Genomic DNA, 17,242 nt, shown 5'->3' with positions numbered 1-17,242 from the left:
CTACCTCCCTTACTTTCTGATACCAGTATAAAGAAAAAATCCCTCTAAAAATAGAGAGATTGATAAGCAAAAACTTGAATTTGATTAGAAGGTGATTAATTCTTTGGATGGGCCTTTATCCAGGCTACAAACTCGTCGTACGAATGAATTTGTGTTTTTTCTCCAGTTTTTTCATCTGTGGCAAACAATTCCATGACTTCTTGACCTTCTGGCGCAAACCAATGAATGATGTTATCAAACCATTCGCGCTCATTGTATTGTTTAGGACGGAAATATAATACGTTTAGATATTTTATATTTTTTTCTAACTCTGGATATAATTTAGAAAAGTTAGAACCAGAGACATTTATTTGAGACGGTTTATAATTCATTGGATAAAGTGAATTTTCATTTCTTGCAAGATTATACTTTGCTAGATTATCGTCGATTTGTTCAGAGATTCCACCCCTATACCAATCATATTTGTTTTTAAAATATTGTTGCTGCTTTTGGTTGATCTTCTGCATCTCTTTTTCAGAAATGTCATTATATCCTCCCCCATTAGCTAAAAACAGGATAGGTCTAATATTATCACCCATCAAGTCGTGATCACTTAATTTTTCCAAATTAAGTGTAAGATAATCGTCTCCGTTTTGTAAATAGGTCTGAGGAGCATTATTTGGTGCACGGTACAAATTATTTTTCCCAAGCAATTTATATAAGTCGAATTTAATAATTTTTTCTTTATCACTTTGTATATCATAACTAATAATTTGGTAATATTCTTCATTTCCAATCGGAGGAATCTTCTCAAAATTGCCAGTATAAAGAGTGTGCGAAGAAACAGATGTAACATAATTTTCTCCACATAAAACAACACCATCCAAATAATTATTTACGGCAACAAAAACAAATTTATCGTTATCAAATAATTGTATTTTTCTAATTTTAGACGGCATATCATCTATATATATCTTCTCAGATGATTTTTTAAGTCTCATAAAAATTATACCACCAACAATAAGCATTATTATAGCTATTATTATGCTGGCCTTTTTGTTTCGCACTATGAGTTTCTCCTATTTTTCTTTTACTTCACATCACCAAATGCCTTTCCCAAAGCCTACTCCTTTTCATTTGATAACTGTTGATAATCGAATAGATATAACAAACTTGAAATGATTGCTAGCACACTAGTTAAAGTCGATACAAAAGGAACGAAACCAACTATAGAAGCAACGAAGAGAATTTTATGACTTTTCTTATTTACTTTTGGATTTTCATTATAGTTGGCCATTGCAAGTATAGAGATAACAAGATACAAGAGACTGATTGTATTGATTATCAATCCCCAATCGCCTTTCTCAACCAGCTCAGGAACAGCATGAACGAAAGTCCACTCCCACCGTTGAAAAGAGGCATAGCTGATTACGATCGCTCCTAAAATCCCAATAATCCCATTCATTAGCAACATATTATATGATTTCATAAACTCATCACTTTCTTGATCCATAATCCTTCATAAAAATGAGAAATTTATTCTCTCTCATTTCATCACTTGTCCAGCAGACTATTCTACTTCTTTTTCAAATAATCAATAGCGTCTTGAAGGGTTTTGACAGGCACAATTTTCATCTTCGAATGAATTTGTTTTGCTGCATCTTTAGCGGTTTCGTAGTTTGATTTGGCCTTTGGATTGGCTTTCTTTTCTTCTTTAGAAACTGGGTTATTAGGGGCGAAGAAGATTTCTGCTCCTTCTTTATCTGCTGCGACGACTTTCTTGTCAATTCCACCGATATCGCCAACCGTTCCATCTTGGTTAATGGTTCCTGTCCCTGCAATATGGCGTCCCTGACGAAGATCTGGATCAGCTACTTGGGTGTAGATGGCTAGGCTAAACATCATACCGGCACTTGGGCCACCGATGCCAGCTGTCGCAAACTGGACAGGAACATCGCCTTTGGCTTCCGTCCGGTCGATCAGGCTAATCCCGATTCCGTTTTTCCCGTTGGTTAATTTGATGATCTTCCCATCTGCGGTCTTGGTTTGTCCATCCTCGATATAGGTGACCGAAACGGGATCGCCAATTTTTTGAGACCCAACATAGTCAATCAATTCTTTGGAACTCTTAAAGGTCTTGCCATTTACTCCGGTTACGGTATCCGCAATATTCAAGACTCCTTTAAAGGTCGAGTCATCTGCCACCTGCATGACGTAAACTCCTAGAAAGTCCATCTGGGTTTCTTTGCCAGCTGTCTTCAGTCCTTGGTAGATGGCCATATTTTGCGAGGTTTCCATATAGAATTGGTTAATCCGCGTGAATTCTTGGCTCGAACTACCACCTGTCATATCCTTGGCCGAATAGATGTCTGTAAAAGGCGTTGCCCAGGCATAGATCAAATCAGCTGGAGTCGCTTCTTTCACTGCTACGGTCACAAAATCATAGGTTCCTGACTTGGTATCCGCTTTCCCATCAACGGTCATCACTGTCCGAATATCTTCGGCCGTTCCCGGCATCTCAATATAATAGGGAAGGCGAATCACAAAAGCAGCTAACAAGAGGAGCAAGAAAAGAACTCCTGCAATCGGCCATCGGTATTCTTTCAACCGTCCTTTTTTCTTTTTAGGGGTCAAGCTTGGTTTATTCGCTTGCGTCATCTTTGATTTCCTCCATTACACTCTCTGGTACATACGGTGAGATATCCTGCTGAAAAGCTAGCAACTCTCGAATACGGGTGGAACTAATGGCCTGGTAAGGAGGCTGGGCATAGAGATAAATCGTCTCCAATTCAGGCGCTAATTGGTGGTTAAAATAATCCATATTGGCTTCATAAACCAGATCCTGCGCATTGCGCAAGCCCCGGATCAAGGTGATGACACCAAGATTGCGCGCTACGGTCACAGCCAATTCTTGAGTTGACGTCACAATTTCAACATTTTCCAAATGAGCCAAGGCCCCTTTCACCATGCGCACGCGCTGCTCAATGGAAAAGAGCCCGACTTTTTCCGAATTATAAAAAATTCCGACATAGACACGGTCAAACAAGCGACTCGCCCGCTCGATCAATTGCACATGCCCAATGGTAATCGGATCAAACGATCCTGTAAACAATCCAGTTCTATCTGACATATACTGTTACCTTACTAATTCCATAGATTTTTTCTTTCCAGATTCCCACTTGTCCGATTTCCTCAGGGAGTTCTACATGTTTATCGGTTTCGCACACAATTAGGATATCCTCTGACAAGAGTTGACGCTCGCACAAAGTTTCGATATCGCGAACAATCTCTTCCTTGGCATAAGGAGGGTCCAAAAACACCAAATCAAAGGTGCCCGTTAGAAGCCCCAGGGCTTGCTTGGCCTCCATTTTTAGCAGTTGAAACCGTTCCTTTTCCTTGGTCATGGCAATATTAGCTGCTACAATCTCCTGCGCTCGACGATCTCTTTCCACTAGAACCGCCTCTGACATGCCTCGAGAGACTGCCTCGATAGAAAGGCCACCACTGCCTGCATAGAGGTCCAGCACTCTTCCGCCATCAAAGTAAGGACCAATCATATTGAACATGGCCCCTCTGACCTTATCAGAAGTCGGCCTGGTTGTTTTTCCTTCAAGTGTTTTGAGGGGACGTCCCCCATAGGTTCCAGATACTATTTTCATAGGGACCATTATACCAAAAAAAATCAGAAAATTGCGATTTGATATGGTCAAGTGACATGTAAAAGAGCCGAGCGCTCTGCTCGACTCTTTCATCCTTATAGGATATTTTCATATTCATCGCGGACAGATTGAGGCCAGACACTAGTTTGGACTTCACCGATATGTTTCTTACGAAGCAAGAACATGGCCAAACGAGATTGACCGATTCCTCCACCGATCGTAAGTGGGAAGAGACCATTTAATAAAGCTTTGTGCCACTCTAATTGAAGACGATCCTCGTCCCCTGTGATGGCTACTTGGCGACGAAGGGTTTCCTCATCGACACGGATTCCCATTGAAGATATCTCAAAGGCGGAACCTAAAACGTCGTTCCAGACGAGGATATCGCCATTCAAGCCCTTGTAGCCATTTTCAGATTCGGTTGTCCAGTCATCGTAGTCAGGTGCACGTCCATCGTGTGGTTTGCCATCTGCAAGCTCTCCACCAATCCCGATCAAGAAAACGGCTCCGAATTCTTTGGCAATAGCATTTTCACGCTCTTTTGGAGTTAAATCTGGATAGCGTTCCACCAATTCTTCTGTGTGAACGAAGGTAATTTGTTTTGGAAGAACTGATTCAATATCATATCGCGCTTCTACTGCTAGTTCTGTTAAACGAATTGCCTTGTAGATTTTTTCAACCGTTTCTTTGAGGTAGGCGATGTTGCGTTGACCATTTGGGATGACCTTTTCCCAGTCCCATTGGTCTACATAAACAGAGTGAATGGCGTCTAGTGAATCTTCATCTGGACGAAGAGCCTTCATATGGACGAAGAGGCCTTCGCCTTCGCCAAAACCAAAACGGGCCAAGGTATGTCGTTTCCATTTTGCAAGTGAATGCACGACTTCATAAGTCTCATCAGGAATTTGAAGGACCTTTACAGATACTGGATGTTCAATCCCAGAAAGGTTATCTTGCATCCCGTCGCCGACCTTGCTCAAAATTGGCCCTTGGACTTCAATGATGTCCAATTTATCTTTTAAATATTGTGTAAAGGTCGTTTTAACAAACGAAATTTCTTTTTGTTGGTGTATAAAACTTTTTTTCATATAGTTCCTCATTTATAGACATTTTAGAATTGATTATACTCTTTTTTCAATCAAAATCAAGTCTTTTCATTTGTTTTCAACTGAATTTTTCTCTTGCAAAAAGGATTCATTTTTGATAAACTATACGTAACTTTTAAAACGTTACATAGGAGAACTAACATGTTTGATGCAAAAAAACTAAAAGAAAGACGCCTAGAAAAAGGCTTGACCCAAGCTGATGTCTATGAGGATCTCAAGATTTCTCGCAAGACTTACTCTAGTTGGGAGAATGGCTTGGCGGAGCCACACGAAAAAAATCTCAGGAGGTTGGCCAAGCGCCTCTCCGTTAAAGAGGACTACTTTATTAACAAAGACTCCGCACTCTACACCTACCCTTTATTAACCCCACCTCACCAAAAGAAAGTCGACCAATTGGCCAGCCAGTTATTGAAACAGCAGCAAAAAGTTGTTTCCTTGACGGCTTATAAGGTTCTTTCGATTGAGTTGGCAGCTGGTTTGGGACATACCTTTTATGACAATGAGACCGACTATGAAACCGTCTATTTTGACAAAGAGATCCAGCACGACTTCGCCTCTTGGGTATCCGGAAACTCGATGGAACCTCTCTACCCCAATGGCTCTGTTGCCCTCATGAAGCAGACCGGATTTGACTACGATGGGGCTGTCTACGCCCTCATCTGGAATGGAAAAACCTACATCAAGAAAGTCTATCGGGAGGCTGAAGGCTTGCGCTTAGAATCCATCAACCCTGACTACGATGATTTATTTGCTCCTTATGAGGACGAGCCAAAAATTGTCGGCATTGTGGTCGGGCATTTCCTACCGCTTGAGGTGTAAGTATGCTGTTTGATTATTCACGTGAGCCTCATTCTGATATTGCTTTTGTGGATATGAAAAGTTTTTATGCCAGCTGTGAGTGTGTCCGTCTGGGCCTAAATCCCCTGACCACTTCTCTTTGCGTCATGAGCCGGAGCGACAATTCTGCTGGCCTGATTTTGGCGAGCTCTCCCGTTTTCAAACAAGTCTTTGGCAAGAAGAATGTGAGCCGGAGCTACGACCTACCTTTTGATCTCAAGACTAGAAAATTTAATAGCTACGTTGCAAAAAAACAAGGACTACCAACAGATCCAACCTTTATCGCTTACATTGAATCCTGGGCCAAGAGGACCCTAATTGTGCCGCCACGCATGAATGCCTACATTCAGGTCAATATGGAGATTCAGAAGATTTTTCAAGAGTTTGCGGCACCGGATGATATTTTCCCTTACTCGATTGACGAAGGCTTTATCGATCTGACTTCTTCCTTAAATTATTTTATTCCAGATTCCTCCCTCTCGCGAAAGGAAAAACTGGACCTTCTTTCTGCCAGGATCCAAAAAAGGATCTGGCAGGAAACTGGAATCTATTCTACCATCGGCCTCAGCAACGCCAATCCCCTTCTTGCCAAGCTAGCCTTGGACAATGAAGCCAAGCATTGCCGAAATATGCGCTCCAATTGGTCTTATGAAGATGTAGAAAGTAAGGTCTGGAAACTGCCCCAGCTCACTGATTTTTGGGGCATTGGACGTCGTACTGAAAAGCGATTGCAAAAGATCGGGATCTCGTCGATTGCCGAACTGGCCCAGGCTCACCCAGATCTCTTAAAGAAAGAATTCGGAGTCATGGGGCTGCAACTTTGGTTTCATGCTCATGGCATTGATGAAAGCAATGTCCACAAGCCTTATCGTCCGAAGTCACGAGGAATTGGCAACTCTCAAATCTTGCCCTATGACTACTATCTACAAGCTGACATTGAGCTGGTGTTTCGTGAGATGGCTGAACAGGTGGCTATCCGCTTGCGACGGAAAAAAAAGAAGACCCAGCTAGTCTCCATTCATGCCTCCTACTCCAAAATTGAGGGGCTTCCGTCCATTCATTGCCAGCAAAAGATTGAGCCCACTCAATCTACCAAGGTTTTATCCGATACGGTTCTGCGGCTTTTTCGCTCCAAGTACGAAGGCGGAGCCATTCGGCAGATTGGCGTTTTTTATGGAGAATTGGTCGAGGAGTCCCTCCAACTTTTTTCTCTCTTTGATGATCCGATAGCCCTAGAAAAAGAGGAAAAACTCCAACAGACCATTGATCGCATTCGGGACCAATTTGGCTTTACCTCTCTTCAGAAAGGCTCCTCACTACTAGAAAACTCACGCGCCATTGCACGCAGTAAACTAACAGGCGGACATTCCGCAGGAGGCTTAGATGGATTAACATGATCGACCGTTCTTATCTCCCTTATCAATCCGCACGCGAATTTCAAGACCGTGGCATGGCCAAATGGGCCGGCTTCTTTTTATCCGAGCACACAACCGCCCTGCAGACAAAAGAAATTGACCGTAGTCAACTCTACGTTCTTCCTCTTTCTGAGCAGATCCAGCTCCTTGAGCAGGCCTTCCAACAACAAACGACGATCTCGATCACGACTCTAGAAAGCAATCAATTTTCAACCTACACAGGTTCGATTCACACCTTATCTGCTTCTGAGCTTCTTCTCAAAAGCGAGGACCACTACCACCGACTCTTTCTGACCTCTATCATTTTTATTGAAGCTGAGGAAACAGCCTATGAAACCTATTCAGACTAAACACGAATTACAATTTGATTATTTTTCGGAGAATTACCACCAATTTGAGATGGACTTTTACAAGTGGGCCGCTACTTCTACACCGCTTGTATTTCTAGAAGACGATATTCTCCACTCTATGGCCGCAGGCCAGCGAAACTATTTTCGTCTTCACCATACTAAAAGTCGAGATCATCGAGACCATTATTTCTACTTTAAGGTTTCCACTCTTTCCCAATCACCCCTGACCCGTATTTACACTTATACAGGACATTTCTTACAAAAAAAGGATAGCTTGATCTGAGAAGCTATCCTTTTTCTTAATTTTTTCTATTCACTACAGTCCGTATGAGTGATTAGAATCCATCTACGTTAGTATAGATTTTTTGAACGTCCTCATCATCTTCAAGAACGCTGTAAAGTTTTTCAAAAGTTTCCAAATCTTCACCTGACAACTCAACTTCTGATTGAGGAATCATCGCCAGTTCAGTAACTTGGAATTCTTCCACACCTGATTCACGCAAAGCAACGATGGCTTTGTGAAGATCAGTTGGAGCAGTGTAGACTGTGATGGTTCCTTCTTCAGCTTCAACATCATCCACGTCGACATCAGCTTCTAGCAACTGCTCAAAGATGGCGTCGGCATCATCACCAGTAAATACGATGACACCTTTGTTATCAAAGAGGTAAGATACAGAACCTGAAGCACCCATGTTTCCGCCGTTTTTACCGAAAGCAGATCTTACGTTAGCAGCTGTACGGTTGACGTTTGATGTCAAGGTATCCACGATCAACATAGAACCATTTGGTCCAAACCCTTCGTAGCGCCCTTCTGTAAAGGTTTCGTCAGTGTTTCCTTTTGCCTTATCGATCGCTTTGTCAATCACGTGTTTTGGCACTTGCGCTTGTTTTGCACGGTCGATAACAAATTTCAAAGCAGTATTTGATTCTGGATCTGGTTCACCCTTTTTAGCAGCTACATAGATCTCAACACCAAATTTAGCATATACTTTTGAGTTGGCACCATCTTTGGCAGTTTTTTTGGCAACAATATTGGCCCATTTACGTCCCATGAGGATTCTCCTTAAATTTTTTCAAATTATTTTCAATCTTTTATATTATATCACAAATCATAAGACTTGGAAGAGTTTTTTGCGCATCATCCCGGATGGAACTACTCTCCAACCATCCATTATTCATCTCTTAGTCTCACTGGCACCCGCCCCCAGATCTGCTCTGGCGATTGAGGATGGCCTATTTGATACACCTGATCCGCTTGCTGGGTCAAGGCATCCCAAGGTTCTTTACCGATTCGGGTCACGATCTCTACTGATTTTTTCAAGCCTTTGAGGTGAGCTTGTCCCTTTGCAGAAAACCCTAAGACATGAATGGCATTAGGAAGAGCTTGATCCATCGCCCCTACCAAGATGTAGGTCAAGATGCGGCGCACGCGCGCCTTGGTATAGCGCTTAGTTGCGACTCTCTCCACCAGATCTTCCACAGAGCTAGCACCTCGGACCGCATCCTTTATCCGATTGGCTAGTTCTTCATTGACTTGAAAAATCTGTGTCATCTCCGGATGAGTTAGGATTTGATAACGGAGCAGTTGATCATAATCCTCCCAAGTCACCTGCGGAGCCGACTGAAAGAGTTGACTATTGGGCATGAATTTAGCGACAAAGTCCTGATCTTCCCTGTGTAGCCGTAGACTAGTCGCAGAAGCATAGCCCACTTCTTTTTCTTCTGAATGGTAGCCCGCACCCTGGCGTTGGATGGGCTTGAGCGCAATCCCCTTCCCAGCACAAGCCTTGGCATAAGCCAAGCCCAGGATATGGTTGGGAGTATCCCCTGTGAACTCCACTCCAGCAAAGGTTTCCCACATTTTTTGGGTCTTTTGTGGATAGGATAAATCGTCAGGAAGACTTCGCAGGAAAGCTTCCATTTCCGCTTCTTTCTCCGAATAAACAGTCGCAATCGCTTGGTAATCTAAGATCTCTTCTGTCCCAAAGGTCAATTGATCAATTTCCAGACGGGACAAGATCTCCACCGCACCCTTAGCAAAATGATCGGCCGACTGAACAGCTACGAGAAAGGGGAGCTCGACCACCAGGTCCGCTCCATTTTCCAAAGCCATCTGCGCCCGTGTCCACTTGTCTACAATGGCAGGCTCGCCACGTTGAACAAAATTCCCAGACATGGCAACGATTTTCAGTCCTTCTGCCTGTTCCAGCAGGTACTTGTGCCCATTGTGAAAAGGATTAAATTCTGCAATAATTCCTGTAACTGTCATGCTGGCCTACTTCTGTGCTACAAAAAACCATCGTTTGCTGGTCTTTGTTGGCTCTTTATCTTCAAAGTCTGCGTAGAGTTTAAAGGATTTAAAGCCAGCCTGCTCCAGCAAAATGTCATAGGTTAAAACTTCATAGGTGCGCTCCTCATGGACTTCATCGTGCCGACTAAAGCTGCCATCCTCCTCTTGGATAAAGAAGGTCAGCTCATGGACAATCGAGTGAGGGGCTTCATCCTCATAGGTATCCCAGAGCATGGCAAAATCTTCCGCATTTTCGTGATAAGAATAGCCCGGGAAAACCTCATCCGTCTGGTAGGTCGAATGGACATCAAAAATAAAGATACCATCTTCATTAAGGGCATTGTAGACTTCTTTGAAGACATCTCCCACTTCCACCTCGTCTTGCATGTAGCAGATGGAATCCGAATAGCAAGTCACAAAGTCGTAGGTACCAGCTTGCGACAAGTCCAGCATATTGCCCTCGATAAAATCAATCTTCTGCTTGGCGGAAGCCGCTCTTCTTTCAGCGATTTTCAGCATATCAGCACTCAAGTCTAATCCTGTTACGTCAAAACCAGCTTGGGAAAAGCGGACAGACTGAATTCCTGTCCCACAAGCCAATTCCAGCAATGTTTTCTTATCTTTTGTCTTTGGGAGATGGCGGAGGGAGAAATCCGTCCACAAATCATATAGACTGTCATCCATGACCGCATCATAGACAGCCGCAAACGTTTCATAAGTCGCCATATTCATGATACAAAGAGCCTTAAAAGCAAAGAGAAAATAGGAAACTTTCTGCCCTATCGTCAGATACAAAGGAAGTTACTCTTTTTCTCACAGCTTTTAGCTCGTGTTCCGTTACCAACTTAACTTAACACGAGGCCCTATCCTTTCTTTCCATAGAATTTCAATTTAACCAACAAAACTCAGTTGCTGCCAACTGAGTTTACCTGCTTATGCTAAGGCTGCTGAAAGATCGACAGCACTTGCTTCGTGCCATAGTTTTTCTAGGTTATAGTGAGCACGCATTTCTTCTGAGAAGACATGGACCACCACACCACCTAAGTCAAGAAGGACCCAACCTCCTGCTGAGTCACCTTCAACGTGGCTGGCATTGCCACCAGCTTCAACGACTTTCTCGCGAATATTTTCTGCGATCGCTTCCAACTGACGGCTATTCATAGAGCTTGCGATGACAAAGTAATCTGTCACGCTGGTCAAGCTTTGAACATCCAAAGCCACAATATCTTCTGCACGCTTTTCATCAGCAGCTTTAACAACAAGTTCAAGTAGTTCTTTTTCTTTCATTTAATCCTCTTTCCTTAAAAAATTGATTTGTAATCTAAGACATCCGCAAAACGTCCTGCCCAAATATTTTCATAAAATTCATTAAGCGTTTCTGCTGGGATATCCTCTCCATCAAAGGTTGTGACAGCTCCTTCTGGAATGACCAGCTGATAGCCGTATTCAAATCCCACTTTGACGGATGTATCGACACAATATTCTGTCTGCATGCCACACAGGACCAGTTGTTCAATCCCTTGTTGATCCAAGTATTCTTTTAATCCTGTCTCTTTAAACATGCTATTGTATCGCTTCTGAAATACCTTTTCATTCTCCTGTCTCTTCAACAGGGGCGATAACTGCCAATCTTCTGAAGTTAAAGCCTCTGGCGTTTCAATATGCTGCATGTAAATGATTTCAATCTGCTGTTTTCTAGCCCGATCTTGCAAATAAGCAATCTTCTCTAAGAGTTTTTCTGTCTCAAAACCTGTTTCCACGAGGATATTTTGAACATCAATAATGATTAAAGCTGTTTTCACTCACTGCTCCTCTTTCAAATACTTCACAAAGGCGTTGTAGGTTTCAAGGGTTTGGGGATAAATCGGCAATCCTTGGTGAGCCAGGTGTTCGACTGTGCGAGCCGTCTCATAGGCCACGGCACGATCCAAGGAGACTTGAGCGATGTCACGCGCTTGCTCTACCCCAGGGAAATCCCGATTATGTTCAATATAATCTGCCACATAGACAATCTTGTCTAAGGTTGACATCTGTCCACTCCCAACCGTGTGAATCTCAATACTGCGAAGAATGGCTGGATCTGTCAATCCAAGATCTTCTTGGATCTTATAAATCCCGACCATCCCATGCCAGACATTGTTGCCCCAGTTTTTTAATGCTGGATCCAGCTCATAGCGATCAATCAAGTCCAAAAATTCCTGATCCGATAATTTCTTGGCATAGTCATGTAAGAGACCTGCTAGACCAGCTTGCTCTTCATCAGCCCCATAGCGTTTGGCTAAATCTCGCGCAGCCTTCTCGACCCCTAAACAGTGGGTTAGTCGCTTTTCTGGCAGAATTTGACGCATCTTTTCAAGCAAGACCTCACGAGAAAAGCCGAGGTAATTTTCATAGGTCATTGATACAATCCTTCTTTCTTGATGTAGTCCAAGACTGGTTTTGGCAACATAAAATTCGGCGTCCGGCCTTTGGCTACAAAATCACGCACCATACTAGAGGAGATGTCCATTAGAGGAACGTCCACCCAGATCACCGGATAAGAAGTCCCCGCCTTATAGCGTGGCCGCTGGACCCCGACAAATTGCACAATCTCCACCAATTCATCGATGCGGTGCCATTTGGGTAAATAATCCACCATATCTGCACCAATAATAAAGTAATAATCTGTGTCTGGATCGCGTTCATTGAGCAAGAGCATGGTGTCGTAGGTATAGGAAATTCCTTTGCGTTCTAGCTCGATCGTCTCGATTTCCAGACCTTCAATGCCTTCAATCGCTAATTCCAGCATCTTAAGGCGATGGTGCTCTGCAATCGTCCCCTTGGCATCGACATGCGGTGGTAAATACTCAGGCATCAAGAGCACCTTATCTAACCCTAATTGTTGGCGCACTTGATCCGCAACGACCAAATGGGCATTGTGGACCGGATTGAAATTCCCACCCAAAATACCAACTTGTTTGCGTTTCTTGTTTTTGATCTCTGGCTCTAACTCTACCTTGGTAAAGGGAGTCAATAGTTCAATTGCCATAGGTTTGCTCTCCTCGATGTCTTAAATTTCTTTTACCTTCGCTGAAATTTTACGATTTTCTTTTTTGCTCGATTGTTTGAACAAGATGAGAATCCGACCAATCTTTTGGACCGTTTCCACACCGATTTCTTCTTCCAAGATTTCTGCTACTTCATGGATATTCTCATCCGTATTTTGAAGAAGGGTCACCTTGATCAGTTCGCGAGCATCAAGCGCTTGGCGCACACTAGTTTTGATTTGGTCATTGAGCCCATTTTTCCCAATTTGGATAATGGGTTTGAGGCTATGGGCTTGGCTATTGAGGGAAGCCCGTTGTTTGGATGTTAATGTCATGTTTTTACTTCCTTATTTTTTGATCGTTATTTTAAGTGGTGGGTACGGCCGGAACTAATTTTTCAAAGATCTCATCTTTGAAAAATGGATTTCCTTACCTCAAAATGGAGCCTTGGTCTCCATTTTGCCCTTGCCAATCGATCGATTGGCAACTACACCACGGCAATAACGATCCCTATTTGAGCTCACTTCGTTCGCTCTTCAATTTCATTCTATTTCAAATTTTTAAATAATAGCTTTGCGAGTTACGACGGCGACGCCTTCTGGTGCCCACACAGCTACTTTTGCTTCCCCATTGACGCGGATCCAGCCGAGTCCGGAGATGACGAGGTCTGTCTTGTCCTTAATCGTGAATACATGCTCAACCAAAGACGGAAAATCTTCTTTTTCCTTGCTGTTAGGAGGTGTTAGTAAGCCACCGACATGCTTGTCATAAAAGGCCGTCGCTCCTTCGAGTTTGGTCCGATGAAGCTTGAGTTCGTTATCAAAGAAGGCGGTGAAACCTTGCTTTTCTCCCTTGATAAAGTCAAAGCGTCCCAAGCCGCCCAAGAAGAGGGTTTGCTCTGGATTGAGCTGGTAGGTCTTGGGCTTGATTTCCTTTTTAGGGCTGACATACTTGAGGTTTTTCGCCGTCAAGTAGTGAGCCATCTGGTGGCGATGGATAATCCCTGGTGTATCGTAGATGTAGGAACCATCATCCAATGGGATTTCGATCTTGTCCAGTGTCGTCCCTGGGAAGCGAGAAGTCGTGATGATATCCTTATCCCCAGTGATTTCTTGGATGATGGCATTAATGAGGGTCGATTTCCCAACATTGGTCACACCCACCACATAAACATCACGGCCTTTGCGGTACTGCTCGATCTTTTCCATCAAGTCCTTGATGGCACTCTTGTTTTGGGCAGAGGTGAGGACCACATCGACAGGACGCATCCCTTCTTCGTGGGCCCGCTCCATCAACCAGTGGGTCACCTTGCTATCCTTGACAGACTTGGGCAAAATGTCTTTTTTGTTTCCGACCAAGAGGACATCGTTTCCTGCTACAAAGCGTGGTAGGCCAGGGATAACCGATCCATTAAAGTCAAAAATATCCACTACATTGACCACGAGAGCATCACTATCACCTACTTCGTGAAGGAGCTTTAGGAAATCATCATCTGTCAGATGCACATCTGTGATTTCATTGTAGTGACGTAGACGGAAACAGCGTTGACAATAGACTTCGCCTGTTTCCAAGCCCTTTTCAAGAGCTGATTGGGGGGTATAGCCTAGCTCCTCTTTGTTTTCTGTCTGAATGGGCGCTCCACAGCCAATACAGAATAATTCTTCCATCCTTAAATTCCTTTTTTATATACAATCGGACCATATTTTTCGGCCATTTGCTTCATCACACGGCGTTCACGCGCCCGGTTGATCTGCGTCTTGATGGAGTCATGCTCGACCAAAGGTTTAACCAAAATCGAACGAATACCCGCCCGATGAGCTGCTCGGATGTCGGTCATCAATTGATCCCCGACCATGACCACTTCATTTTTTTCATAGTGGAAACGTTTGAGAGCTCGATCAATCCCAAAAGTAAAAGGCTTAAGTGACCAGGCTTCATAGTCAATATCAAATTTCTCAACCGCACGCTTGACCCGTTTTGGGCTATTATTGGACACCACGATGACCCGAATCCCCCCATCACGAAGGTCATGCAACCACTGGCGCATCTCAGGGGTACCATCCGGATTGTTCCAAGCAATCAAGGTATTATCCAAATCCACGAGGACGGCCTTGATGCCCTGTTTTTTCAAGTCTGCAACGGTGAGATCATAGGCTGCTTCCACCGCAAAATCTGGTTTGTAATTTTCGATTGACACGTTTTTCTCCATTTTTTATACTCCTTTCATTGTAGCATAAAAAGACCCATTTTGCACTCGCTTCACGACTAAAACAGCGACAGACTCCTATCAGGTCAATTTCACTTCTCAAAAAATAGACAAAATCCTTACAAAGTTCCAAAAACATGGTATAGTAGAAGAAAAAGAACTCGGAATTTTTTTATGAAACAAACAACCTTAAAAGAAGTGTCTCCTCTTCTCCAGCGCATCATTAATTGGTCCTCCATCATTGGAGCTCTTGGGACCTTGGCCTTTTGTATCTGGGCCTACTTTGCTGGCATTCTTCAATCCAAAGAAACCCTGTCGGCCTTTATTTTGCAGGCTGGTGTCTTCGGGCCTCCTCTTTTTATCTTTCTCCAAATTCTCCAGACGGTGGTGCCTATTATTCCAGGCGCCCTCACCTCTGTAGCAGGTGTCTTCATCTACGGCCATATTATCGGGACCATCTACAATTACATTGGGATCGTGATTGGCTGTGCCATTATCTTTTACCTTTCCAGAATGTACGGACCCAAGTTCGTCCAATCCATGGTCAGTCAGAAGACCTACGACAAGTACGTTGGCTGGCTCAATGAAGGCAAGCGGTTCGATCGCTTCTTTATCTTTATGATGATCTGGCCCATTAGTCCCGCTGACTTCATCTGTATGCTGGCAGGTCTGACCAATATGACCTTCAAACGCTACATGACCATCATCATCCTCTGCAAGCCCATCACTCTTGTCATCTACACCTACGGCCTGACCTATATCATCGATTATTTCTGGAAAATGGTCTAAAGCATGACACCACCTCATGTATAAATATTTCTCTCAAACATCAAAGGCTGGACAATTTTTGTCCAGCCTCTTTGTTTCTATTCTTCTTTTGTCTTTGTTTCTTCATCCTCTTCGATGAGTTCAGAAATTTCAACCTTGACCTTGGTCACACGACCACTTTTCACCTTATCATTGGTTAGAACTAAGTGTTTCTTTTGACTATCGACTTCACAACTCAGACGTTCTTTTGACGATGGAATCCGTCCAACTTCTGTCAGGTAATAACCTGCAATCGTATCGACATCATCACTTTCCAACTCAACATCAAAATATTCATTGAAGTCATTGAGAGACATGGCTCCTTGCACGACATAGGTATTTTCAGCAATTTCGAAAACATCGATTTCAGCTTTGTCCGTCTCGTCATCGATCTCACCGACAATTTCTTCCAATAGGTCTTCTAGCGTCACCAAGCCAGACATCCCACCATATTCATCCAGGAGGATAGCCATTTGATTTTGCGTATTCCGTAGTTCTTTTAAAAGGTCATCGACGAATATTGTTTCCGGAACAAATAGCGGTTCTTGCAGGATCTTTCTTAGGACAATGTTGTCAAAGCCATTAACAAATCCCTCATTCAACAAACGTTTGGTATGGATGAGCCCAATCACATTATCCTTGTCATCATCATAGACAGGAATCCGTGAAAAGTTTTGCTTAAGGATACTTTCGATAATCTCTTTAGTATCATTGTTGATATCCACCATGAAGGCATCTGTCCGTGGGACCATGACTTCACGCGCTACCATTTCATCTAATGAAAAGATCCCTTGGAGCATCTCAATCTCGTCCGCATCTAGTGTTTCTTCACTATTAGTTAGCATATACTCGATTTCATCCCGCGTCATCTTTTCATCCGCATCATCAAACTTCATCGGCGTCAAGCGACTCACGAGGTTGGTCGATGCTGAAAGCAACCAAACAAAGGGGCTGACAATTTTTCCTAATAAAATGACAATCGGAGCTGTTCGAACTGCCAACTCATCTTTCAAGTTCATGGCGATTCGTTTCGGGTATAATTCCCCAAAGACGATCTCAATATAGGTCAAAAAAGCAAGAGATAAAAAGCTTCCAGTTGCAAGTGCTGTTTTGGTGTTGCCCATCCAACCAGCAATCACACGACCAAGACTATCTGCCAGGCTAGCCCCAGATAAGATGGTAATCAAGGTGATTCCTACCTGAATGGTGGACAAGAAATGGTTGGGCTGTTCCAATACGCTGAGCAGACGAATGTATTTCTTATCCCCTTCTTCAGCCTTTTGCTCGACACGCGCACGATTCAGCGATACCATTGACATCTCAGTCGCCGAGAAAAAGGCGTTCAATAATGTCAAAACAATTAGTAAGATAAATTCCAGTAAAATTTCCTGACTGCCAGGGTCTTCCATGGATAGTTTCCTCCAGTATATAATATTGTATATTATACCACAAAATATGAGAGCCTGCACCGTTCGATCTCATTTTATTTTATAAAGAACAAAGAGGCTGGGACAAAAGTCATAGCCTCTTAATTGTTTTTGAATTGTCGAGCAAGACGCAGTGGTTG

Annotated in this window: 22 protein-coding genes; 5 read left to right on the top strand and 17 right to left on the bottom strand. The window is 43.3% G+C overall.

Translation table 11 applies throughout. From position 1 onward, the window contains the following. Window positions 1–95: 95 nt before the first annotated feature. The 6 genes from BTU61_RS02335 to asnA form a co-directional block, all read right to left on the bottom strand. Window positions 96–1,046: a hypothetical protein gene (locus BTU61_RS02335; RefSeq protein ID WP_200772176.1), complete on the bottom strand. Its 951-nt coding sequence runs from the start codon at window positions 1,044–1,046 to the stop codon at window positions 96–98. A gap of 56 nt (window positions 1,047–1,102) precedes the next feature. Further along, on the bottom strand, window positions 1,103–1,492 hold the full coding sequence (locus BTU61_RS02330) for an insulin activator factor (protein WP_234700072.1): 390 nt from the start codon (window positions 1,490–1,492) through the stop codon (window positions 1,103–1,105). Between the two features lie 62 nt (window positions 1,493–1,554). Further along, window positions 1,555–2,637 (bottom strand): SepM family pheromone-processing serine protease, encoded by a 1,083-nt coding sequence (locus tag BTU61_RS02325; RefSeq protein ID WP_200772175.1) that lies wholly within the window; start codon window positions 2,635–2,637, stop codon window positions 1,555–1,557. Next, window positions 2,621–3,109 carry a pantetheine-phosphate adenylyltransferase gene (gene coaD, locus BTU61_RS02320; protein WP_187540802.1) on the bottom strand — a complete coding sequence of 163 codons (489 nt, stop codon included), beginning with the start codon at window positions 3,107–3,109 and terminating at the stop codon, window positions 2,621–2,623. The genes BTU61_RS02325 and coaD overlap by 17 nt, the downstream gene beginning before the upstream one ends. Then, window positions 3,099–3,638 carry a 16S rRNA (guanine(966)-N(2))-methyltransferase RsmD gene (gene rsmD, locus BTU61_RS02315; protein WP_070589649.1) on the bottom strand — a complete coding sequence of 180 codons (540 nt, stop codon included), beginning with the start codon at window positions 3,636–3,638 and terminating at the stop codon, window positions 3,099–3,101. The genes coaD and rsmD overlap by 11 nt, the downstream gene beginning before the upstream one ends. Before the next feature lie 95 nt (window positions 3,639–3,733). After that, window positions 3,734–4,726 (bottom strand): aspartate--ammonia ligase, encoded by a 993-nt coding sequence (asnA, locus tag BTU61_RS02310; protein ID WP_187540801.1) that lies wholly within the window; start codon window positions 4,724–4,726, stop codon window positions 3,734–3,736. Window positions 4,727–4,885: 159 nt separating this feature from the next. Between asnA and BTU61_RS02305 the strand changes: the two genes are divergently transcribed. The 4 genes from BTU61_RS02305 to BTU61_RS02290 are packed head-to-tail and all read left to right on the top strand — an operon-like array spanning window position 4,886 to window position 7,629. Continuing rightward, window positions 4,886–5,563 carry a helix-turn-helix domain-containing protein gene (locus BTU61_RS02305; protein WP_200772174.1) on the top strand — a complete coding sequence of 226 codons (678 nt, stop codon included), beginning with the start codon at window positions 4,886–4,888 and terminating at the stop codon, window positions 5,561–5,563. Window positions 5,564–5,565: 2 nt separating this feature from the next. After that, window positions 5,566–6,978 carry a Y-family DNA polymerase gene (locus BTU61_RS02300; protein WP_200772173.1) on the top strand — a complete coding sequence of 471 codons (1,413 nt, stop codon included), beginning with the start codon at window positions 5,566–5,568 and terminating at the stop codon, window positions 6,976–6,978. Continuing rightward, window positions 6,975–7,346, top strand: a complete 372-nt coding sequence (locus BTU61_RS02295; protein ID WP_200772172.1) for a hypothetical protein — start codon at window positions 6,975–6,977, stop codon at window positions 7,344–7,346. The genes BTU61_RS02300 and BTU61_RS02295 overlap by 4 nt, the downstream gene beginning before the upstream one ends. Next, on the top strand, window positions 7,327–7,629 hold the full coding sequence (locus BTU61_RS02290) for a DUF5960 family protein (RefSeq protein WP_200772171.1): 303 nt from the start codon (window positions 7,327–7,329) through the stop codon (window positions 7,627–7,629). The genes BTU61_RS02295 and BTU61_RS02290 overlap by 20 nt, the downstream gene beginning before the upstream one ends. Before the next feature lie 52 nt (window positions 7,630–7,681). On the opposite strand, the gene BTU61_RS02285 is transcribed toward BTU61_RS02290, so the two are convergent. The 10 genes from BTU61_RS02285 to BTU61_RS02240 all read right to left on the bottom strand — a co-directional run bounded on the left by BTU61_RS02285 (window position 7,682) and on the right by BTU61_RS02240 (window position 14,859). After that, window positions 7,682–8,398 (bottom strand): YebC/PmpR family DNA-binding transcriptional regulator, encoded by a 717-nt coding sequence (locus BTU61_RS02285; protein ID WP_200772170.1) that lies wholly within the window; start codon window positions 8,396–8,398, stop codon window positions 7,682–7,684. A 119-nt stretch (window positions 8,399–8,517) separates the two neighbouring features. Continuing rightward, the gene (locus BTU61_RS02280; RefSeq protein WP_200772169.1) at window positions 8,518–9,615 is read right to left on the bottom strand and encodes a nucleotidyltransferase; all 1,098 of its coding nucleotides are present in this window, start codon (window positions 9,613–9,615) and stop codon (window positions 8,518–8,520) included. Between the two features lie 6 nt (window positions 9,616–9,621). After that, window positions 9,622–10,362 carry a class I SAM-dependent DNA methyltransferase gene (locus BTU61_RS02275; protein WP_338058541.1) on the bottom strand — a complete coding sequence of 247 codons (741 nt, stop codon included), beginning with the start codon at window positions 10,360–10,362 and terminating at the stop codon, window positions 9,622–9,624. Between the two features lie 207 nt (window positions 10,363–10,569). Next, on the bottom strand, window positions 10,570–10,923 hold the full coding sequence (gene rsfS, locus BTU61_RS02270) for a ribosome silencing factor (protein ID WP_003014310.1): 354 nt from the start codon (window positions 10,921–10,923) through the stop codon (window positions 10,570–10,572). Window positions 10,924–10,937: 14 nt separating this feature from the next. After that, a complete protein-coding gene (locus BTU61_RS02265) occupies window positions 10,938–11,438 on the bottom strand; it encodes a cysteine hydrolase family protein (RefSeq protein WP_200772168.1) in 501 nt (166 codons plus the stop codon). Beyond that, complete coding sequence (gene yqeK / locus BTU61_RS02260; RefSeq protein ID WP_200772167.1) at window positions 11,439–12,035, bottom strand: bis(5'-nucleosyl)-tetraphosphatase (symmetrical) YqeK; 597 nt, start codon at window positions 12,033–12,035, stop codon at window positions 11,439–11,441. Continuing rightward, complete coding sequence (locus BTU61_RS02255; protein ID WP_200772166.1) at window positions 12,032–12,664, bottom strand: nicotinate-nucleotide adenylyltransferase; 633 nt, start codon at window positions 12,662–12,664, stop codon at window positions 12,032–12,034. The genes yqeK and BTU61_RS02255 overlap by 4 nt, the downstream gene beginning before the upstream one ends. 21 nt (window positions 12,665–12,685) lie before the next feature. Next, window positions 12,686–12,997, bottom strand: a complete 312-nt coding sequence (yhbY, locus tag BTU61_RS02250) for a ribosome assembly RNA-binding protein YhbY (protein ID WP_200772165.1) — start codon at window positions 12,995–12,997, stop codon at window positions 12,686–12,688. 225 nt (window positions 12,998–13,222) lie between these two features. Continuing rightward, window positions 13,223–14,329: a ribosome biogenesis GTPase YqeH gene (yqeH, locus tag BTU61_RS02245; protein WP_200772164.1), complete on the bottom strand. Its 1,107-nt coding sequence runs from the start codon at window positions 14,327–14,329 to the stop codon at window positions 13,223–13,225. A 2-nt stretch (window positions 14,330–14,331) separates the two neighbouring features. Further along, window positions 14,332–14,859, bottom strand: a complete 528-nt coding sequence (locus tag BTU61_RS02240) for a YqeG family HAD IIIA-type phosphatase (RefSeq protein WP_045759146.1) — start codon at window positions 14,857–14,859, stop codon at window positions 14,332–14,334. A gap of 183 nt (window positions 14,860–15,042) precedes the next feature. Between BTU61_RS02240 and BTU61_RS02235 the strand changes: the two genes are divergently transcribed. Next, window positions 15,043–15,657 (top strand): TVP38/TMEM64 family protein, encoded by a 615-nt coding sequence (locus BTU61_RS02235; RefSeq protein ID WP_200772163.1) that lies wholly within the window; start codon window positions 15,043–15,045, stop codon window positions 15,655–15,657. 77 nt (window positions 15,658–15,734) lie between these two features. Here BTU61_RS02235 and BTU61_RS02230 read toward each other — a convergent pair whose 3' ends face one another. Next, complete coding sequence (locus BTU61_RS02230) at window positions 15,735–17,084, bottom strand: hemolysin family protein (protein ID WP_200772162.1); 1,350 nt, start codon at window positions 17,082–17,084, stop codon at window positions 15,735–15,737. Between the last annotated feature and the right edge of the window lie 158 nt (window positions 17,085–17,242).

The sequence above is a fragment of the Streptococcus lactarius genome (assembly GCF_016642265.1).
GTDB classification, from domain to species: domain Bacteria; phylum Bacillota; class Bacilli; order Lactobacillales; family Streptococcaceae; genus Streptococcus; species Streptococcus lactarius.
Note: the sequence above shows the minus strand (reverse complement) of the source record. Positions and strands in the feature narration are given on the sequence as shown.

Bases quoted from the DNA above. Each gene is read 5' to 3' on its own strand.
- BTU61_RS02330 (WP_234700072.1), bottom strand. From the start codon at position 1,492: ATGGATCAAGAAAGTGATGAGTTTATGAAATCATATAATATGTTGCTA.
- BTU61_RS02325 (WP_200772175.1), bottom strand. From the start codon at position 2,637: ATGACGCAAGCGAATAAACCAAGCTTGACCCCTAAAAAGAAAAAAGGA.
- coaD (WP_187540802.1), bottom strand. From the start codon at position 3,109: ATGTCAGATAGAACTGGATTGTTTACAGGATCGTTTGATCCGATTACC.
- rsmD (WP_070589649.1), bottom strand. From the start codon at position 3,638: ATGAAAATAGTATCTGGAACCTATGGGGGACGTCCCCTCAAAACACTT.
- asnA (WP_187540801.1), bottom strand. From the start codon at position 4,726: ATGAAAAAAAGTTTTATACACCAACAAAAAGAAATTTCGTTTGTTAAA.
- BTU61_RS02305 (WP_200772174.1), top strand. From the start codon at position 4,886: ATGTTTGATGCAAAAAAACTAAAAGAAAGACGCCTAGAAAAAGGCTTG.
- BTU61_RS02300 (WP_200772173.1), top strand. From the start codon at position 5,566: ATGCTGTTTGATTATTCACGTGAGCCTCATTCTGATATTGCTTTTGTG.
- BTU61_RS02295 (WP_200772172.1), top strand. From the start codon at position 6,975: ATGATCGACCGTTCTTATCTCCCTTATCAATCCGCACGCGAATTTCAA.
- BTU61_RS02290 (WP_200772171.1), top strand. From the start codon at position 7,327: ATGAAACCTATTCAGACTAAACACGAATTACAATTTGATTATTTTTCG.
- BTU61_RS02285 (WP_200772170.1), bottom strand. From the start codon at position 8,398: ATGGGACGTAAATGGGCCAATATTGTTGCCAAAAAAACTGCCAAAGAT.
- BTU61_RS02280 (WP_200772169.1), bottom strand. From the start codon at position 9,615: ATGACAGTTACAGGAATTATTGCAGAATTTAATCCTTTTCACAATGGG.
- BTU61_RS02275 (WP_338058541.1), bottom strand. From the start codon at position 10,362: ATGGCGACTTATGAAACGTTTGCGGCTGTCTATGATGCGGTCATGGAT.
- rsfS (WP_003014310.1), bottom strand. From the start codon at position 10,923: ATGAAAGAAAAAGAACTACTTGAACTTGTTGTTAAAGCTGCTGATGAA.
- yqeK (WP_200772167.1), bottom strand. From the start codon at position 12,035: ATGACCTATGAAAATTACCTCGGCTTTTCTCGTGAGGTCTTGCTTGAA.
- BTU61_RS02255 (WP_200772166.1), bottom strand. From the start codon at position 12,664: ATGGCAATTGAACTATTGACTCCCTTTACCAAGGTAGAGTTAGAGCCA.
- yhbY (WP_200772165.1), bottom strand. From the start codon at position 12,997: ATGACATTAACATCCAAACAACGGGCTTCCCTCAATAGCCAAGCCCAT.
- yqeH (WP_200772164.1), bottom strand. From the start codon at position 14,329: ATGGAAGAATTATTCTGTATTGGCTGTGGAGCGCCCATTCAGACAGAA.
- BTU61_RS02235 (WP_200772163.1), top strand. From the start codon at position 15,043: ATGAAACAAACAACCTTAAAAGAAGTGTCTCCTCTTCTCCAGCGCATC.
- BTU61_RS02230 (WP_200772162.1), bottom strand. From the start codon at position 17,084: ATGGAAGACCCTGGCAGTCAGGAAATTTTACTGGAATTTATCTTACTA.